Origin of the sequence: Candidatus Poriferisodalis sp. (genome assembly GCF_965208485.1) — a bacterium.
Lineage (GTDB): Bacteria > Actinomycetota > Acidimicrobiia > Acidimicrobiales > Poriferisodalaceae > Poriferisodalis.
In genome coordinates, this window is the sequence record NZ_OZ242344.1 from 1,183,490 (window position 1) to 1,201,832 (window position 18,343).

12 protein-coding genes are annotated in these 18,343 nt (G+C 64.9%); 6 read left to right on the forward strand and 6 right to left on the reverse strand.

Annotated elements, in window-relative coordinates; all coding sequences use genetic code 11:
• Positions 1-93 precede the first annotated feature (93 nt).
• The 5 genes from ACOGXQ_RS05325 (at position 94) to ACOGXQ_RS05345 (ending at position 6,583) form a co-directional block, all read left to right on the forward strand.
• Positions 94-303 carry an antitoxin HicB gene (locus ACOGXQ_RS05325; RefSeq protein ID WP_419946397.1) on the forward strand — a complete coding sequence of 70 codons (210 nt, stop codon included), beginning with the start codon at positions 94-96 and terminating at the stop codon, positions 301-303.
• A 286-nt stretch (positions 304-589) separates the two neighbouring features.
• A complete protein-coding gene (locus ACOGXQ_RS05330) occupies positions 590-2,581 on the forward strand; it encodes a GNAT family N-acetyltransferase (protein ID WP_419946398.1) in 1,992 nt (663 codons plus the stop codon).
• Positions 2,574-3,017 (forward strand): hypothetical protein, encoded by a 444-nt coding sequence (locus tag ACOGXQ_RS05335; protein WP_419946399.1) that lies wholly within the window; start codon positions 2,574-2,576, stop codon positions 3,015-3,017. Before ACOGXQ_RS05330 ends, ACOGXQ_RS05335 begins: the two co-directional genes overlap by 8 nt.
• 160 nt (positions 3,018-3,177) lie before the next feature.
• Positions 3,178-5,220: an ATP-binding protein gene (locus ACOGXQ_RS05340; protein WP_419946400.1), complete on the forward strand. Its 2,043-nt coding sequence runs from the start codon at positions 3,178-3,180 to the stop codon at positions 5,218-5,220.
• A 1-nt stretch (position 5,221) separates the two neighbouring features.
• Positions 5,222-6,583 carry a DNA cytosine methyltransferase gene (locus ACOGXQ_RS05345; protein WP_419946401.1) on the forward strand — a complete coding sequence of 454 codons (1,362 nt, stop codon included), beginning with the start codon at positions 5,222-5,224 and terminating at the stop codon, positions 6,581-6,583.
• An 11-nt stretch (positions 6,584-6,594) separates the two neighbouring features.
• On the opposite strand, the gene ACOGXQ_RS05350 is transcribed toward ACOGXQ_RS05345, so the two are convergent.
• From ACOGXQ_RS05350 to ACOGXQ_RS05360, 3 genes are all read right to left on the reverse strand, one after another.
• Positions 6,595-7,932: a hypothetical protein gene (locus ACOGXQ_RS05350; protein WP_419946402.1), complete on the reverse strand. Its 1,338-nt coding sequence runs from the start codon at positions 7,930-7,932 to the stop codon at positions 6,595-6,597.
• A 222-nt stretch (positions 7,933-8,154) separates the two neighbouring features.
• A complete protein-coding gene (locus ACOGXQ_RS05355) occupies positions 8,155-9,486 on the reverse strand; it encodes an IS1380 family transposase (protein ID WP_419944284.1) in 1,332 nt (443 codons plus the stop codon).
• Positions 9,487-9,613: 127 nt separating this feature from the next.
• Positions 9,614-10,486 (reverse strand): IS5 family transposase, encoded by an 873-nt coding sequence (locus tag ACOGXQ_RS05360; protein ID WP_419947325.1) that lies wholly within the window; start codon positions 10,484-10,486, stop codon positions 9,614-9,616.
• A gap of 204 nt (positions 10,487-10,690) precedes the next feature.
• On the opposite strand from ACOGXQ_RS05360, the gene ACOGXQ_RS05365 reads away from it, so the two are divergent.
• Positions 10,691-11,974 (forward strand): IS1380 family transposase, encoded by a 1,284-nt coding sequence (locus ACOGXQ_RS05365; RefSeq protein ID WP_419946403.1) that lies wholly within the window; start codon positions 10,691-10,693, stop codon positions 11,972-11,974.
• A gap of 321 nt (positions 11,975-12,295) precedes the next feature.
• Here ACOGXQ_RS05365 and ACOGXQ_RS05370 read toward each other — a convergent pair whose 3' ends face one another.
• The 3 genes from ACOGXQ_RS05370 to ACOGXQ_RS05380 are packed head-to-tail and all read right to left on the reverse strand — an operon-like array spanning position 12,296 to position 18,203.
• Positions 12,296-14,068, reverse strand: a complete 1,773-nt coding sequence (locus ACOGXQ_RS05370; protein WP_419946404.1) for an RNA-binding domain-containing protein — start codon at positions 14,066-14,068, stop codon at positions 12,296-12,298.
• Positions 14,068-15,339 (reverse strand): restriction endonuclease subunit S, encoded by a 1,272-nt coding sequence (locus tag ACOGXQ_RS05375; RefSeq protein ID WP_419946405.1) that lies wholly within the window; start codon positions 15,337-15,339, stop codon positions 14,068-14,070. The genes ACOGXQ_RS05370 and ACOGXQ_RS05375 overlap by 1 nt, the downstream gene beginning before the upstream one ends.
• Positions 15,336-18,203 (reverse strand): DEAD/DEAH box helicase family protein, encoded by a 2,868-nt coding sequence (locus ACOGXQ_RS05380; protein ID WP_419946406.1) that lies wholly within the window; start codon positions 18,201-18,203, stop codon positions 15,336-15,338. The genes ACOGXQ_RS05375 and ACOGXQ_RS05380 overlap by 4 nt, the downstream gene beginning before the upstream one ends.
• Positions 18,204-18,343 lie beyond the last annotated feature (140 nt).

The following is an 18,343-nucleotide window of genomic DNA, read 5'->3' on the forward strand; positions in this document are numbered from 1 at the left end:
CTTCGGGTCCTGCGCAGGCACCGGCTCACGCTACGCCACTCGCCGCGCAGTGCCGTGGTGCTTGCAGACCTGGACATGGGCTAGAACACCGCCATGGCCGCAGCTGCGCTCGAGGACAAGTACCAGTTCAGAACCGAATGGTCCGAAGAGGATCAGGAATGGGTCGGTTTGTGCGGTGCCTTCCCGCTGTTGAGCTGGCTGGAACCCGACCGCGAAGCCGCCGAGACGGGCATCAGGTCAGTCGTCGCGGAAGCGATCGAGATCCTGAAGGCCGAAGGCCAGCCGCTGCCACCACCATCCTGACCGACAAAGGACCAGCCATCGAGGTTTGGGACGTGGGGTGCTAAGGGTCCGCCGCGTCTTAAGTCGCGTGATCCGCTCACGCATTTCCGCAGGTCAGAGACCTGCGCATGGGGGAAAATCACGTGACTTGACTGATGGCGGACCCTAATCCCTGCGGCGCACGCAGTCCCCGATGCAACAATGCGCCGAGTCACATCGAGGCGAGCGAGCGAATTCGAGGAGAGCCGTGACCCAGGCATCACGAATCGAGCCAGTGGAACCAAATGGTCCGTTCTATGACCAAGTCGTGGCACTCGGCGACGCCAACAGCGCAACGCTTGGGCACCTGCCCTACGCGGTGTTCGAGGAAGCGGCCGCGTCGGGCCGTCTCCTAGCCGCGGCGAGGGGCGGTGAAGTCGTCGGCTATGCGTTGTTCGCGTTGCGATCCCGGCGTCACGAGGTGTCGCTCACGCACCTCTGCGTCCGAGACAGCGAGCGAAGCAAGGGCACAGCGCGCAGCCTCGTCAACGAGATCGTCCGAAGGCACGAAGCTCGCCGCGGTATTCGGCTGAAATGCAGGGTTGACTACCCCGCGCACCACATGTGGCCCCGGCTCGGATTCGAACAATGGAGCCGACGTCCGGGACGCAGTCACGCCGGGCACGAACTTGCTACATGGTGGCGTCCAATCGCCGACTTGTCGCTGTTCGACTCGGTCGTGCAACTCCCCGAAGCGGAGACGGTCGACGACCGCTTGGTGGCGGCACTCGACACCAACATCGTTCTCGACTTGCGGGAGGGCCGAGACCGGGATGCCTCGCTCGGATTGCTGGCCGATTGGATGCTCGACCACGCCCGGCTCGTTGTCACTGCACAAGCGAGCAGTGAGCTTCGTTCAGACAAGGGCAATGCCGCGATAGCACCGCCCAGCATGGGACATCCCGAGTTCAGCGAGCTTCGGGCGAGCGAGGATGCCGTGGAGGAGTCGTTTGCGAAGCTGCGCGCCGACGACGAATTGTCAGCAAACCGTGACGGTGATCTGCGGATTGTCGCCGAATCCGCGGCGGGCGGGGCCACGCATCTGATCACTCGGGACGAAGCCCTGCTGAGATCAACGGAAGCTATTCAACACCTCTGCGGGATAGCAGTGCTGCGACCAGCGGATTTTCTTCTGGCGATTCAAGCCGATTCCTCTGCTGCCTTCGAACCGCAGTTCATCAAGACGTCAGAGTTCGCCGTGCAGCGGTCCACCAGCGTGCCAACCGGCGACGTACTCGCTCGGTTCGCCAACCAGACGCAGAGCGAGCGCTCATGGGGTCTGCGCGAACAGCTCGCTGGGACCATCAGCCATCCCGAAGGCCGAATCGAGGAAGTCACAGCCGCTGGCACTCCGTGGGTGCTCGCTGCCCACTATCCCACCGAGGATTCGCTGCGCGTCAGAGCACTGCGCTCGCTCGGGGACCGGAGGGCCTACAGCTTGCTGCGTCAGCTCATTCATTCACTGCGACAACGCGCCGTTACTGCCGGGCTAACACGCGTCGAGGTCACCGACGATGTCACCCGAGGCGTCAGCCGGGCGCTGCTCGACGAGGGCTTCGTCGCCAGCGATGGATGCTGGAAAGCTGATGTCTCGCTACAGGTGATCGGGTGCGATGACCCACTCCCAACCGAATTCGGCTCGAAGAATGCATCGGGGAGCTCGTTACCGGTAGCGCTGATCAGCCGAGTCGAGCTGGAGCGCTGGCCATTCAAGCTCTTCACCGGCGCGGTGCCCTGTCATATCGTGCCCATTCAGCCCAGCTACGCCGAAACGCTGCTCGGGTATCAGGACGCACAGTTGCGGCTCATCGAAACAGCCCCAGAAGCCGCGACAGCTAGGGAGAACGCGTACTACATGGCGCGGCGGCCGGGACTCCAGGCAGCTGCGCGTATCATCTGGTTGGTGACCGGGGGCGGGCCGAGCGCCGGGGTGCGGGCGATGTCATGGCTCGACGAGACTGATACCGGCGCCCCAGAGCGCCTGCACCGAAAGCACGCCCGCCGCGGCGTGTTCGACCGCGAGCAAGTGCGCGAGCGCGCCATCCCCGGCCCCGACGGCTCGCCTGCCGCCACTGTGCTGCTATTCAGCCGCACAGATGTCTTCAGCGAGACCGTCACAGCCGAGCGCGCCCGAGAACTGTGCCCCGACGAGATTTGGGAACAGGGCTTCCCCGTGACAGCGAGAACCGTGAGCGAACGCGCCGCCGAAGCGCTGTACCGCGAAGGCATGGGCCTGCCGCAGCCGGCGAACAATGGCTGAAGCCGGCCTCGACGCGACCCGAGCACTGGTGCTCTCGCTGAAGCCGAGATTCGCCGAAGCCATCCTCACCGGCGACAAGACCGTTGAGCTGCGCCGGATCATGCCGCGCATCACCATTCCCACACTCGCCCTGCTCTACGCAACAGGCCCCGAGTGCTCACTGGTCGGCACATGCGTCGTGCACAGCGTCGCACGGCTCCCCACCCACGAACTCTGGCGGTGCCACGGAACCAAGACAGCACTCACCAAGCCCGAGTTCGATGCCTACCTCGCTGGCCGCGACAATGGCGTCGCCCTTTTTCTGGAGCAACCCGACAGGCTGCCCGCACCCGTCCCGTTGCACGCACTCCGCCGGGCCGAAAACTTCCGTCCGCCGCAGAGCCTCGCCTACGTCCGTCACGACCAACGTGAGCGCCTCGTCGCAGCCTTGCGGTAGTTGCCACCGGCACCCTCACCGGCCTTATCCACGCGCAAACGCGAAGAGCCGATAATCGGATGAGGGTCGAGAACGTGCAGCGCTAGCTTGACGCGATGCCAGACGAAGCGTCTCGGCCGCGGATGCGGCGCGCATGGTCCAGCGGTCGAGCGTGCGGCCGATGAGTGCAGAGGAAGACGACGAGGGCTACAAGCTCAACATCTCCCGACTGACGATCGACAAGCTCGGCGTCAGGCTTTACGACCGAGCGTCGGCAGTCGTCGCTGAACTGATCGCCAACAGCTACGACGCAGATGCGACTCAGGTGACCGTGAGCCTGCCCATGGGCACTCAACTCGACATCTCAGACGGAGACGGTCAGCCGTGGGACATCGTGGTCGAAGACAACGGCCACGGAATGGACCCCACTGAAGCGCAACTCCTGTTCCTCGATGTCGGCAGCGACCGCCGGACGCGTTCGGCTAACGGACCGAAGTCGCCGCGGTTCAAGAGGCCGGTGATGGGCCGCAAGGGAATCGGCAAGCTCGCACCATTCGGAATCTGCCGCCAGATCGAGATCCTCTCGGCGGGCGGGGAACCCGTCGACGGCAAGTACCAAGTGAGCCACTTCGTCATGGACTATGGCGAGATCATCAAGGACGAGCCCGGTGCCGCCCCGCTGACCTCCGGCGAACACGACCGCACATGGCGAGAAGCGAGCGGCACCACAGTGACGCTGCGGCAGTTCCTCCCGAAGCGGGTCCCCCCGGCAGACGTGTTCCTCCGCCAGCTTGCGCGCGTATTCCGGGGCACGACCGACTTTGCGATCTCAGTCCTGAACCTCAGGGAGCCGCTCTTCGGAGCGCGACCCTTGCCGCCATTCGAGATCGAGGTTGACGAGCAGACCCGAATCCGCCTGGAAGACCGCCCGGTGCCTTGCGGAGACAGGGAGTTGCCGGTGACCGGTTGGGTGGCGAAAGCCAAGAGTGCCTACAAGAACGACGAAGACGCCGGCGTCCGCATCTACGCGAGGAACAAGATCGTCGCCACGACTCGGGACTTCGAACAGGGTTCCGGTTACAGCGGCGAATTCGTGGTCCGTTCGTACCTCGTCGGTGAGGTGGTGGCCGAATGGCTCGATGTCGACGGCCACGACGATCTCATCAGGACGGACCGGCAAGACATCCTCTGGAATTCTGAAGAGGGCGAAGCACTCAAGCTGTACGGCCAGCAGTTGGTGAAGGAAGTCGCCAAGTCGGCCATTCCCGTGCACGAGCAGTCGATGGCGACGCGCGTCGTCGAGAGGTCACGAGTCGAGTCGAGAGCGCGAAGCACCTTCAACGACGACGAGCTCGTCGAATCAGCCGTCGAACTCACCACGATGCTCGGCAGGTCTGTCTCCGAGGAGAAGCTCAACGATTCGGATTACCTCGAGCGTCTCGTCCAATTCGTGCTGTCAGTCGCTCCGCATCACCTGCTCGTCGAGAGTTTCGCCGACCTCGCGCAGCTGGCGAGCGGCAATTCTGACGCACTGGATCGCCTCGTAGCGCTGTTCCGACGCACGGAGGTCGCTGCGCTCGCCTCGTACGCGCAGGTAGCGAGAGGTCGGATCGAAGCCATCTCAAGTCTCGAAGCGGCCCTTGAGCGAGATAGCTCAGAGCCAGTTGACGAGTCGAGGCTGCAGGCGATACTGCGCAGCGCGCCATGGCTGATCAATCCGGAGTGGGAAATCATTTCCGAGAATCAGACGCTGCGAACCTTCGCCGACCGTTACGCAGCGCTAATTCAAGAGCGCTGGCCGAGCGCATTGGAGCTGCCTGCGGAGGACTTCCGTCGACGCCCCGACTTCATCATGATGGAGACCTCGGGCCAGCTCCACTGCATCGAGATCAAGCGCCCTCATGCAGGGCTCAAGAAGGAGGACTTCACCCGCTTCTACCACTACATCACGGTCTTCGCCTCCATGCAGGAGCAGGAGCAGGCGCTGACCGGCCACTGGGTCCGCGGCTGCGTGTTTCACATGATCGTCGACCGGATTGACCTTGCCGACAACATGCAGGCCGACTTGCTCCGTCGCTATATCGACGAAGGCACTGTGGTTCACTCGACGTGGAACGACCTGTTGGCGAAGACGAGACGGTCCAATGCCGACTTTCTGGCAGCGCGTGAAGCGTCGCTACAAGCCGCCAGCGAGCCTGGGCCACCGGACAGTGAAGGCGCATGAGATGAGGTTCGAGACGCTGAGCGCAGTGAGCCTCTTCTCCAACTGCGGTGCCGGAGATGTCGGCTACGCGAAGGCCGGCTTCTCCTTCAAGGTCATGGCAGAGATCGAGCAACGCCGCCTCACGGTGGCGCTGGCCAACCACGCGGACGCAAGCGGGGTGCCGGGCGATCTTCGATTCACCTGGCGCGAGGCGGTGGCATCATTCCGAAGCGACGCAGGGGCAGAGCCGCCCGCGCTGCTCTCGGCGTGCCCACCGTGCCAAGGGATGAGCACGGCGCGAGGAGGCCGAGGACGTGAAGAAGATGCCGCTGCTGGCAGTCGTGACGGCCGCAACTTGCTGGTCGAGGTGATCGCTCAGGTGGCCAACGGACTTCGACCACGACTCATCGTGGTGGAGAATGTCGCCGCCTTTTTCTCGCGCTTGGTGCTCGATCCTCGAAACGACAAGCCGGTCTCGGCTGCCGTGCTGCTGCAGGATCTACTCGACTTGCACTACGAGTGCTACCCGTTCTTGACCGACTTGGCCGACTACGGCGTCCCGCAACGCCGAGTGCGGGCGTTCATGACGTTCATCCGGCGTGATGAGGCGGCAGTTGAAGCACTGGCGCTGGCCGCGTGTGTCCCCTACCCGATGCCGACAGCCTCTGCTGAGGACGGCAACTGGACATCGCTCAAGGAGGCCCTAGAGCAACTCGACGCAGCAGAACTCGATGCAGCCAGTGCCGAGACCGCGCATGATTCGTCGACCCCGATGCACTCAGTGCCGATCTGGGGTTTGGACCACCGATACCGCATGGTGGCAGCAATCCCGCCTAACTCCGGTGGGCGCGCCTGGGACACCGCGCACTGCGAGGCCAAGTGCGACGTCCAGGTGGATGCCGACGACGCCGTGTGCCCGGCTTGCAATGAACCCCTCCTGCGACCCGTGGTGCAGGAAGCTGACGGCAGCTACCGGTTGGTGCGTGGCTTTCGGCGATCGAGCTATTCCCGCATGCGGCCCGAGGCGCCGGCGCCGACCATCACAACGGCGAGCGGACATGTCGGCTCGGACAACACCATCCATCCATTCGAAAACCGACTTCTGAGCCCCTTGGAATGTGCTCATCTCCAGACGATTCCCGATGACTTCGAATGGGGAACTTCTTTGGACGATTGGGGCCCAACGGCAGTGCGGGCGATGATCGGCGAAGCTGTACCGCCCCGCTTCACTGAGATGCACGGACGCGTCCTCGCGGAGCTATTGGACGGCCGCACCGAAGGGCTCGCATCCGCGGACGATCGCCGTCTGACGAAGGCCCTCGAGCGAATGCAACGCGGTCTGCCAACTCAACGTCTGGCTACTCAGGGTCAGCTTCGGCAGTAGTTACGAATCGTTCAAGTCTGTCCGGCTTCCCGGTCGAGTAGCTCCAGGAGTAGCTTGTCGGCTGCCTGGGGATCGATATCCCACTCTTGGGCAAGAGAACGGGCGACATGCAAAGCCTGTAACTCCTGAGAAGTGTCCCCGGTGGCTAGCCCGTCCGTGAGTCTCTCAGCAAGACTCTGGCCGGACCCTGTGTCACCTTGCTCGGCTTCTACCTGGTGGGCTAAGTCGTCTAGCACCTCAAGTAACGCGTCACGTACTGGACCCGGGGCGCATTCATCAATTTCGCTTCTGGCTGAATCGAAGCGATCAGCAGCCGCATCGGAGGTAGCACTGACCAATTCGTGGCCTCGCTGTTCATCCGGAAGATGCTGAACACCGGAGACGGTTTGGAGAGCTAGGTGTGCTGACGTAAACGCATCGAGGAGGTGAGTCGAATGTGACTCGCCCAATTCTGCTGCCCATGGTTCGACATCCGGTGATGGCCAGCATTCTGTGATCATCTGCATGGCGAACTCTGGAACCGCCCGACGAAGCCGCGTCGGCACCAACAGATAGGTCTCGTCGAAAGGCCTGTCGGCGTCCAACACTTGCGCGAGCGTTGCCATCGCTTCAGACCACTCCAGCAGCGAGGCCAGCTCAACGGTGATCGCGAATTTGCGCAGGGGACCATCCTCATGCCAGCTCTCAAGGACGGTCACGTCGAGCCCAGTGGCTTGGCATGCAGTCTGGATCTCGGATCGACGCCGCTTGCCTTCCTTCGTGTGTTGTCGACGACACCATTCGGCGGCCCGTCGAAGTGTTTCGTCCTGGTTACCCGCCAGCGCGGAACCACGTATCGCTGCCGGTTCTGATTCGCTGCGTTCAAGTACCTCAAGGACTGCTGCGATGTCCAGCAGGGTTTCGCGCATCTGGTCAAGGCAGCCGGGGTAACTGCCCACACCAACGAAGGGCCATGGTTCCTCCTTGCAGCCCTCAAGATGCGTCGCAACGACCGATTCACGGATGTAGACGACGAGGCGGCGGTACTGATCCGGCTGTGTTAGCCGCGGAACGATGTTTCGCGTTAGATCGGTGATCAGCGCTACGGCATCGTCGTTCTCAAGTGGGTTCGGACGATCGAGAATTCCTGGCTCCTCGAGTCCGGCTCTGCGCATTGGCGGCTTGATATGCGTGGCCGCTGAGTGCAGCGCTTCCACACTGGGACGAAGGTCCGACAAGTTTGGCGTATCTGGTAAGTCCTTGACGAGTTGGCTACCGATCTGGTGCGCGAGTCGGGTTGCCTCCCCAAGCAACGGAAGAAGCTCCTGAAGGCGCTTGGAGTCGTTGACGCCAAGCAACGTCCGGATCACTTGAACACGCGTCCGGTTCCAAGCCGTTGCGTGTTCACTTAGCCCAGATCCACCGGTGGGGTGTGCGGTGTGGGGTTGGGTGGGATGTCGGTGGTGCGGTTTGGGGTCGGGGCGGGGTGAGGGCTGGGCGGACGCGTGGGTGGTCGGCGGCGGCTTGGGGGGTGGTTTGTGTGCTGCGCCCGGGGGGTGTGCTGCGCGGCGCGGCGTGGCGCTGGGGTTTGTTCAGCAGCGCTGGGGCAGGTTGCGGATGTGTCGCAGTGCTGTGGTGAACGTGTCGGCCCAGGGCCGTCGGGCCGGGAGCCGCAGGGTGGGTCGGCCGCTGCGGTTGACGAGCCGGCCGGGCATGGTGAGCAGGCGGCGTGCGATGGTGGCCCCAACGGTGAGCTTTCGGGGGTCGTGGACTTGGCCGATGCGTGCTGTCCAGCGTGCGATGTTGTGGGCCAAGGCGGCGCAGGCGAGCCAGGCGGCGTTGGCGGTGAAGCTGGCTGAGGGGCTGTGGGCGAGGCCGCCGGCTTTGAGGTCGGCGGTGGCGAGCTCGACGCGTGCGTGGGATCGGCAGGCGGCGTCGGCTGCTTTGGTGTCGAGTTCGGCTTCGCTGATGTCGGTGACGAATGTGTGGTGGCGCCAGTTGGGGAACAGGTCGGCCTGGTCGCCGACCAGGCGGGTGCGGCGCACCACCAGCCGCACCGTGCGCTCGGGCTTGCGGTTGGGCCGCCGTGCGCTGGTGAGCGTCGTTTCGGCGACTTGGGCCTCGCCGTCGTCGGTGTAGCCGATCGGGGTCCAGTCCGCATCGTCGACGGCCGCGACGGCCCTGCCGACGGCGGGGTTGGAGGCGACAGCGATCACGAACCTGGCGTCGAGCGCGTCGAGCTTGTCGACCAGGCCCCACGACAAGAACCCCGCGTCCGCGCGAACCGTCAGCTCCGCGTCCGGGGCGAGACGGCGCACCCGGTTGACGGTCTCGGCGAAGAAGCGGACATGGCCCCGCTGGGAGGAGCCCTTGCGCATCCGGGAGTGCACGATCTCGCCGGTGTCGTCGCGTGAAGCCACCAGCGGGTGATATCCCAGCCGCCCACCGTGCCCGTACGCGGCGCCGCCCTTCGCGTCGCTGTGCACCACCGCGACCGTGGAATCGACATCGACCGTGACCCGTTCCGCCGCCGGGGCGGCGCCTGCGTCCCACGCGCGGCCCAAAGCCAGCTCCTGGACGCGGTCCAGCTGACGCACATGACCCCACGTGAAGGACCGCAAGAACGTCCCCAACGTGGACGGCGCCACCGGCGCGAACCCAACCACCGACCCCGCCGAGCCGGCCCGCAGCCTGTCCGCGTCCGAGAAGAACGAGCCCCCCACCAGCATCGAGCACACCGCCGTGAGCACCTTCGCTCCCGACCCGCGGCCCGCCGCAGGCGGGCGCACCGTCTCGTCGATCAAGCCCTCCAAGCCCAACCGGCCCGCCAGCGTGCCCACCGCCAGCAGACCAGCGTCCCCCACCAACGAGCCCTCGTCGAACACTGCCACGACCCGGTCCAACAACCGCGTATCATCGCTCACAGAAAGCGCCTCCCGTCATGGCATCACGCCGCGATCTCACAACCGGCAAAATGCCACCTCAGGAGGCCTTTCTGGTGGACGCAAACCCCACCAGCCCAACCAAACCGATGGATCTGGGCTAAGAGCGTCAGCGGATAGGTGGTTCGGTGGGCTGCCAGCGGTTGCGGTGGTCGATGAGTTTGATGACGATGATGAGCGTTATGGCGAGGGCGAGTTGGGCGAGGCGGTGCTGGGGTTTGCGGTCGGTGTTGCGTCGTAGCTGCCCGTAGTTGGACAGCCAGGAGTTGGTGCGCTCCACTGTCCAGCGCAGCCCCATGGGGGCGGCGGCCGGTTTGGGGTCTGTGGTTGTGGGGGGCCGCTTGGCGGGCCGCTCGATGTCGGCGATGCCTGCTTTGTGGACGGCCCGGTCGACGCGGGCGCCGATGTAGCCGCGGTCGAGATGGACGGTTTCGATGTCGTGGTGCAGGCCTCGGCGTTCGATCTCGGCGAGGGTGGGCTCGAACAGCATGATGTCGTTGCGGTTCGCGCCGTCGGCGGCCCACGCGACCGGGGTGCCCGCCGCGTCGGTCGCCAGCGACCACTTCCAGCCCAGTTTCCGCCTGTCAACAGGGCTTTTGCCAGTCCCCGCCCCGCCGCAAGGGGCCTTGTGGACCGAGCCGTCGACGCACAGATCGGCGAGCCGCAGGCCCATGATGCGGTCCCACGCGGCGATCGCCTCGGCCGCGATGTGATCGAACACCCCGGCGGCGACCCATTCGTCGCGGCGCGACCGCAGCGTCGTGTCAGACACCTCGCCGTCCAACAGGTGCTCAACGGACTCCCACGAGCAGCCCGTCACCAGCCTGATGATGATCCCCCGCAGGCACAGCCGATCCGATATCCGAGGCCGGTGACAGCCCAGCGGATGCGACCGGGGACGAGCCAACCGCGGCTCGACCGCAGCCCAGATGACATCCACCACCACCTTGCTCAAAGCGCGCATGATGAAACCGGCCTCCACGGTCGTCAAGTTCAGGACAACCCGACCAATACACCGGCGAACCAGACGACCCGTGGACGGCCGCCTATCCGCGCGGCCTCTAAGCCCAGATCCACCGGTGTGATGTGGGTGGGTGGTGTGGCGCGTCCACCAGAAAGGCCTCCTGAGGTGGCATTTTGCCGTTGTTGAGAAACGGGCGTGATGTCATGACGGGAGGCGCTTTCTGTGAGCACTGTAGTTGGGGGTTTGGACCGGATCGAGGCTGTGTTCGACGACGGGTCTGTGGTCGGCGACGGGGGGCTGGTGCTGGTGGGCACGCTGGTGGGCCGGCTGGGCTTGGAGGGTCTGGTCGGCGAGGCGGTGCGCCCGCCGGGGGCTGGGCGCGGGTCGGGCGCGAAGGTGCTCGCGGCGGTGTGCTCGATGCTGGTGGGCGGGTCGTTCTTTTCTGACGCGGACAGGCTGCGGGCGGGCTCGGCTGGGGCGGTGGTTGGGTTCGCGGTGGTGGGGTTCGCGCCGGTGGCGCCGTCCACGCTGGGGACCTTCGCCCGGTCGTTCGCGTGGGGTCGTGTGCGCCGGCTGGACCGCGTCGGGGAGCTGGTGTTGGGCCGTGCGTGGGCGGCGGGCGCGGCCCCGGCGGCGAAGGCGGTCACGGTCGATGTCGACTCCACGCTCGCGGTGGTGCGCAGCGACGCGAAGCACGGCGCCGCGTACGGCCACGGCGAGCGGCTGGGCTACCACCCGCTGATCGCGGCCCGCGACGACACCGGCGAGATCGTGCACTCCCCGATGCGCAAGAGCTCCTCACAGCGCGGAAACGTCGGCTTCGCCGCGGAGACCCTGCGCCGGGTGCGCCGCCTGGCGCCCGACGCGGCGCTGATGCTGCGCGCCGACACGGGGTTCTTGTCGTGGGACCTGATCGACAAGCTCGAAGCGCACGACACCAGGTTCGCGGTCGCTGTCGCCCCCAACCCCAGCGTCACAGCGGCTGTCGCCGCCATCGGCGCCCACGACTGGGACACCGATCGGCTGCACAGACGACGGCGAAGCCCAAGTCGCCGAGGCCACTCTCACCAGCGGCCGACGCGCCGCGGGCAAGCCCAAGCCACGGTGCGCCTCGTGATGCGCCGCACCCGCCTCGCAGGCGGCCAAGCCGAGCTGTGGCCGAACTGGCGCCACCACGCCGTGGCCACCGACATCGACGCCGACGGGCTCGACACCAAAGCAGCCGACACCGCCTGCCGCGCTCACGCCCGCGTCGAGCAAGCCATCCGCGACATCAAAGCCGGCGGCCTCGCCCACAGCCCCTCAGGACGGTTCGCGGCCAACGCCTCCCGGCTCGCCTTCGCCGCCCTGGCGCACAACATCGCACGCTGGGCAGCGCGCATCGAAAAGGTCCACGAACCCCACAAGCCCACCGTTGGGGCCACCCTCGCCCGGCGCCTGCCCAACATCGCGGGCAGGCTCGACCGCCGCAGCGGACGGCCCACCCTGCGACTCCCGGCCCGATGACCCCGGGCCGACACATTCACCACCGCACTGCGACACATCCGCAGCATCCCCCAGCACCGCTGAGCCGCCGCCCGCGCCACACCGAGCCGCGCAGCACCACCAAGCCCAGCACACAAACCAACCCACACACCCACACCGACCACCCACGCCACCACCACCGCCGAACCCAGCAGCCCCCATCCCAACAAAAGACGAAGGCTCCAAAAACCGCCCCGCCAACAACCACAACCCACACAACCCGCCAACACCCCACCCCACCAGTGAATCAGGGCTAAGACCCCGGGGGAAGCCAAATGCGCAGAAAATCGGACAGTCCCGCAGTCAGGGTCGGCGGTAGTCAAGCAGTGACGAGCGTCCTTCGACGGCGGTCACGGTGACCAGCAGGACCTGTCCGTTGGAGTCTTCGAGTCGGAGTTGTTCGGTGCCGGGGGCGAAGTGCACCGGCTGCTGCTGGCCGTCGTTGATGGCGATGTTGTCCGCGTACAGGTAGGTACGGTCGTGCGTATCGCGGATGGGGTTCAGCCGGCCCGCTAGGCCCGGCAAGTATCCGGTGGATTCAGCGAACACTGCCGAACCGCCAGCCGGTGCTGCTGCCAAATCCACTGCCAGTGCACGCTCCGCGGGCACCCAGCCCTGCTCGACATGGGCGGCGCAGCCTTCGCTCGCAGCGAACACAGTCATGGGTAGCTCAGCGGAATGAAGCTCAAGTTGCGCTTCGCCCTGGGAATCGGTCACAGAGCGCTTCCATGTCTTGTTCGGGAATAGCGCCAGCACCGTCGCTCCCTCTAGCGGCTTCCCCGCGCTCCGCACCGTGACGATGGGGGTCGCGGGCTCCGCCGGGGGTGGAGCCGCGGGGATCGTCAGGCACAGCTCGTCGCCGTCCAGCAGCCGCCAGGTCGGCAGCTTGCCGGTGAGCGCCTGGGTCTCGCGCCGGATGATGGCCACGCCATCGCCTCGGCGCTCCATGAAATAGCTCCGGCCCGCGGCATCGATGCCGCTTGCGTCCAAGCGCCCGAAGACCGACGTAAGCAGTTCGTTGCGGGTGGCCTGCCGCTCGCCCATGCTGTCGATGCTCAAGCTGTTCGGCAGCGACCCGGGCGAGCACAGCTCAAGACGGTCCGAGAACATCGAAAGGCGGATCCTGCTGACGTGCAGCGCATAGTCGCGGTGCACGACGGCATTCACGACCGCCTCGAAGACGGCCGCGAGGCTGTACTCGGGCAAGTCCTCTCTCGCCGGAGTCTTGTGGGCGCTGATCCGCATGTTCCGTTGAACGAACAGCAGCGCATCGCGGACCTGTCGGTCGAGCGGACCGTCGATATTCTGCGCGTCAAGCTGGCCAGACGCCCGATCGGCACCGCGATAGCGCACTGCCGAGATCATTGCGGACGGTAACCACTCCGCTGGCCGACGCGTGCACATCAAAGCCCCTGCCACCGATACCCGCTCCTCGCCCGACTCGTCCTGAATCAACAAGCCCAGTTTCGCGAGGCCCACCCGTGGATCTGCCAAGCCATCATCGCTAAGCAGCGGACGCCACAGATCCTCGTCGAGAGTAGAGAAGCCGGTTCCGCGCACCGGCTGGTGATCGAACCCAACAAACCGCCCTTGTCCGCGTCGCTGTGCAAGCCGCAAACGCTCATCGGGCGACATCAGCATCGTTTCAGCGCCGACGCGCTGAAACGCCCCACCAGGGCCATCGTGCTGAGCGTCGCCCCGAGGAACCGCCACCAGCAGGAACGCCCTACCTCGCAGCTCCCTACGGTGGATCTGCACTCTCACGGGCGGCTTCACGGCGTCGGAGCAGACTTCACGAACCGCTCGCTCAACCTCATCCATTTGCTCTCGCGACATTCCTGAAATGACACCCGCGTCCGTAACGCCCAGCAAGAGCACGCCCCCGTCGGCATTCGCGAACGCCACAATTGATCTGGCCCAAGAATCGCGCTGGTGGGAGGCGAACTTGTTGCCGCGGAAGGCGACCTCTTTGAACTCCCAGCCGCTGTCTTCACCTAGCCGGATATGAAGCTCGACCAGATCGTCGGGAAACGGCCGGCCGGTCACGTCACGTTCCGAGGTCGATTCGTCGCTCATCATGCACCTGCCCCGACGCGCCCCAGCATGGCCGACGACGACTCGTCACCGAGACCCTGGGGAGTTAGCTGGCCCGAGAAGGCCTGCGACAAGATTGAGCGCCGAAGGGCGGACGAAGTCGCTTGGCATCGATTCAACGAGGCAGCAATTGATCTAACGGCCAGCCTCGCCTCCTCAACAACTTGCACAAGTTGACGCTGGACATCAAGCGCCGGGACCGGAAACTCGACCGCGCCGATCATCGATTGGTTGACCTTGTATATACCGGCCGTCGTCCGAGCCTGCGTTTCAAGTTGACGCCGCACCTGGCGACTATGCCAAACCAAGCTCAGGTATCGCGGGCTTAGTCGAGACTTGTCTACGCGCGCTCGAATCATCGTGTCCGGAAATGCCACGGCGGGCGCAGCCTTAAGCACGAGGCCTCCGCGTCCAACGAGCTGCAGCGATCCGTTGCCTCGTGAGATCAGGAAATCGTCGGGGGCGATTGCGAAACGGCGGGGATCTGTGTCTCCGAAGTCACCTTGCTTCGTCTCGGACGGGTCGATGAATCCGTCCTTGAGCGCAGTCAGCCGCAGCACCGGATCTCCGCTGCTGGCTGCAGTCGGAACTGAGCGACCGTTCGCCAATCGCTCCGTCAAGAATCCGCTCAACGGCTGACTTCGGACATCCGCAAGTCGAAGTTGGTCATCGACGACATGCTGTTGCAGCTGAGTTGTTCGGAGGATCGCCGCAGCCAGCCCAGAATCGGTTGCGTCGAGGCGGGAGAAGTGTTCTTCGATGGCGGCGACGATTCGACGTTGCTCCCGGATCGGTGCTAGTACGAACGGAACGTTCGCCATGCGTTTCTTCGACATCTCCTTGAACGTCGTTCCGCTCCCCATCTCACGGATTAGCGGCGTTGCGTGTCGCAAGTACCAGTAGGCCCACCGCGAGTCGACGCCCTCGGGCGGTATCAGGCTCTTGAAGCCTTGGTTGGTGCAGAGGGGTTGGGCCGCGATCGCGGTATAGCCGATTGGCGCCCGTGATGAGAACAGCACTGCCCCCATTGGCAAGAGATGGGTGGAGGTCGAGTCGTATCCCTCTGCCGTGATGGATCGACGGCCTCCTGCAACTTCGACGCCATCGTGACTCGCAAGGTCATCCGGCGTCAGCCACGGGATGTCGCCTCCCCAGTAACTCGGCTCCTTGGTGCTTGGCGTCGCACCACCAACAATCTCGAAGACCTGACCCAGCGTGGTCAATGTCCAGCCGGGGGGCAGGTCTGTTGTCATGCGGCGAGTGCGGCGGTGAGTTCGTCGAGCAAGGCGTCAAGCTCGTCGCCAAAGAGCTGTTTGGCTTTGCCGAGGCCGCCTTCGGTGCTGAAAGGAGGCGCCATCAGTTCGGCGGGCGCGATGCCGAGATTGGTGGCGATGTGGCGCTTGATCAATTCCAAGTACGCCGCCTGCTCTTGGGAGAACGAGCGGCCGGCGTTGGACTGCTGCAGCAGCCACGCTTCGAAGCGCTCGCTGACGAGGTCGGGGTATGACACCAATATGTCGGCTTCGCCGAGCGTGTAGCGGACGAGGCTCACCAAGTCGGTGCTGACTCGGTGACCCGAGCCGCGCACCCTGGACTTGTCGAGCGTCTCGTATGCCTGCCACAGCGCGTCCGGGGTCCAGCGATGCGGCGGTCGCTTGATCGCGTTCGCCAGTTCCTTGACATCGTCGTAGCTGAGTCCCCCGCTGTACGGCTGGCTGTACAGCACCTGCAGCGCGGTGATCTCGTCCTTGTTGTCATCGATGAACTGCCGCCACGACTCGACCTGGGCACGGGCGCGGTCGGCCGCGTCCTTCGAGAACTCGTTGATGATCAGTTGATCCTTCGAGGCTTCGTCGATCGCCTGCTCATAGCTCCGTCTGACGTCGATCAGCTTCTCCCGCAGAGCGGAGTTGCCTGCCAGCGGCTGCAGGGCCTCGCGAATCATCGCCGTAGCGGCGGCCTTGACCTGATCGGGTGTGGGATCACCGCCGGCGTGGGCTGCAGCAGCCTCGTACTGACGGTCGACATCCAGCGCGTTCACCATGCCGCGCACCAAGTCCGTCAGCGCGACTCCTGCCACGTTCTCCACCTCGGTCCGGTCCGCTGCGGTCATCCGCCGGTCCAGCCGGGTGAGTCGCGACGCCACTGACGACACCACGTCGGGATCGGTCGAACCCATACCGACATCGGTCAGCAGCTTGTCGAAGCTCTTCGTTCGCTGGCGTTCCATCGGAACCGTGTCGTGCAGATCGGCTTCGGTCACACCGACGGCGTCCACGATCACGAAGCGATCCTTGGCGGCAGCGTCCGGGGTGACCGCGCGCAACTGGTCGCTGTCGATCACCCGCACGCCTCGCCCCTTCATCTGCTCGAAGAAGTTGCGGCTGCGCACCATGCGCATGAACACCACGCACTCGATCGGCTTCACATCGGTGCCGGTCGCAATCATGTCCACCGTCACGGCGATGCGGGTCTCGTAGCTGGTGCGGAACTGGGCCAATAGATCCTCGGGTTTGTTGCCGGCGTCTCCTGAGCGGTAGGTGATCTTCACTACGCCCTCGTTGCCCAGGTTGAACTCCTGGCGGACGGCCTGCACGATGTCGTCGGCGTGGCTGTCGTCCTTGGCGAAGATCAGCGTCTTGGGGATGTGCCGCAGCGATCCGTCTTCCCGGCGCTCGCGGTCGGGGAACATCTCGGGAAGCGAACCGCGCAGTGCACGCACGACGGTGCGAATCTGATCGGGTGCCACCACGCTTCTGTCGAGCTGGTTGGCGTCGTAGGTGATGTCCTCGTCGATCTTCTCCAACCGGTGCTCGCGGGTGTCACGGTCGCGGAACTTGGTGACGAACTCCGCGGGGACCGTGCTTCCCGACTCGGTGATCTCCGTGCGGATGCGGAACACGTCGAAGTCCACGTTCACCCGGTCGGCCACTGCCTGGGCGTGCCCGTACTCCATCACCAGGTTCTGGTCAAAGAACCCGAACGTCTGCTTGCCGGGAGTGGCCGTCAGACCGACGAGGAAGGCATCGAAGTACTCGAGCACTTGCCGCCACACGCCGTAGATGGAGCGGTGGCACTCGTCGATGATGATCAGGTCGTAAGACTCGATCGGTACCAGCGGGTTGTAGGACACCTCGATCGGCTCAGCCGGAGCGATCTCGAAACCGCTCTTCTCGTCCAGAGCCTCGTCGAGCTCATCGTCGCCCCGCAGGATCGAATGCAGCCTCTGGATCGTGCAGATATGGACCTTGGTCGCTGCCTCGTTGGCCATGTCGAGCCGTGACGACGTGAGATGACGAACGTTGTAGAGCTCGGTGAACTTGCGACCGTCGTCGGGCGTGGCGAACCCTTGAAACTCCCGAAGTGCTTGACGACCGAGATTGGCTCGGTCGACGAGGAAGAGAATCCGCTCGGCACCCGCGTGTCGCAGCAGGCGATAGCAGACGTTGGCAGCCGTGAACGTCTTGCCCGAGCCGGTAGCCATCTGCACCAAAGCCCGAGGACGGTTGCCCTTGAACGACTGCTCAAGATTGCGGACGGCCTCTTCCTGAGCAGGCCACAGATGCCCAGCATCAGCCTCAAGGCCCGGCAGATGCATCACGCCAGCACGCACACCGAGCCCGGAGTCCTTCCCATCGGCATGGTTCGCCAGCCAACGCGCCAACGTGTCGGGGCGGTGGAAGGTGAACACTCGACGACTCGCCGGCACGGGGTCCAGCCCGCTGGTGAACCGGGTCTCGGTGCCGGTCGATTCGTAGCCGAACGGCAATGCCCCGTTGATCTCGACGGCAGGCCAAGCCTCCGGGTATGCGGCCTGATACTTGCGAGTCTGTGGCTCAACACCGGTGAGCGTCATGCCAGCCTTCTTGGCCTCGATGACACCGATCGCCTGACGGTCCACGTACAGCACATAGTCAGCAGGGCCAGCTGTGGTAGGCACCTCACGAACGGCGACACCTTGAGCCGCAGCCACTGCCACTGACTTGAAATCCTGCAGCACCCAGCCGCACGCCGTCAGCTGCTCGTCGATGTCCCGACGGGCTAGCTGCTCGGGCGACATGTACTCGCTCACATCGTCCCCAAACTCAAGACCGCCACCCCGCACACCAGCGGTCATCGTACGGCTCTCGGTGAGTCCGTGAGCGACGAGCTGGCGAGCGATACATACCGAAACGACGCACCGAGACTGCATAGTTTGGTATCCGCAGAAGCTCTGAACGCGCAGCGGCCCGGAGTATGCTTGCGAACTGGTCTGTT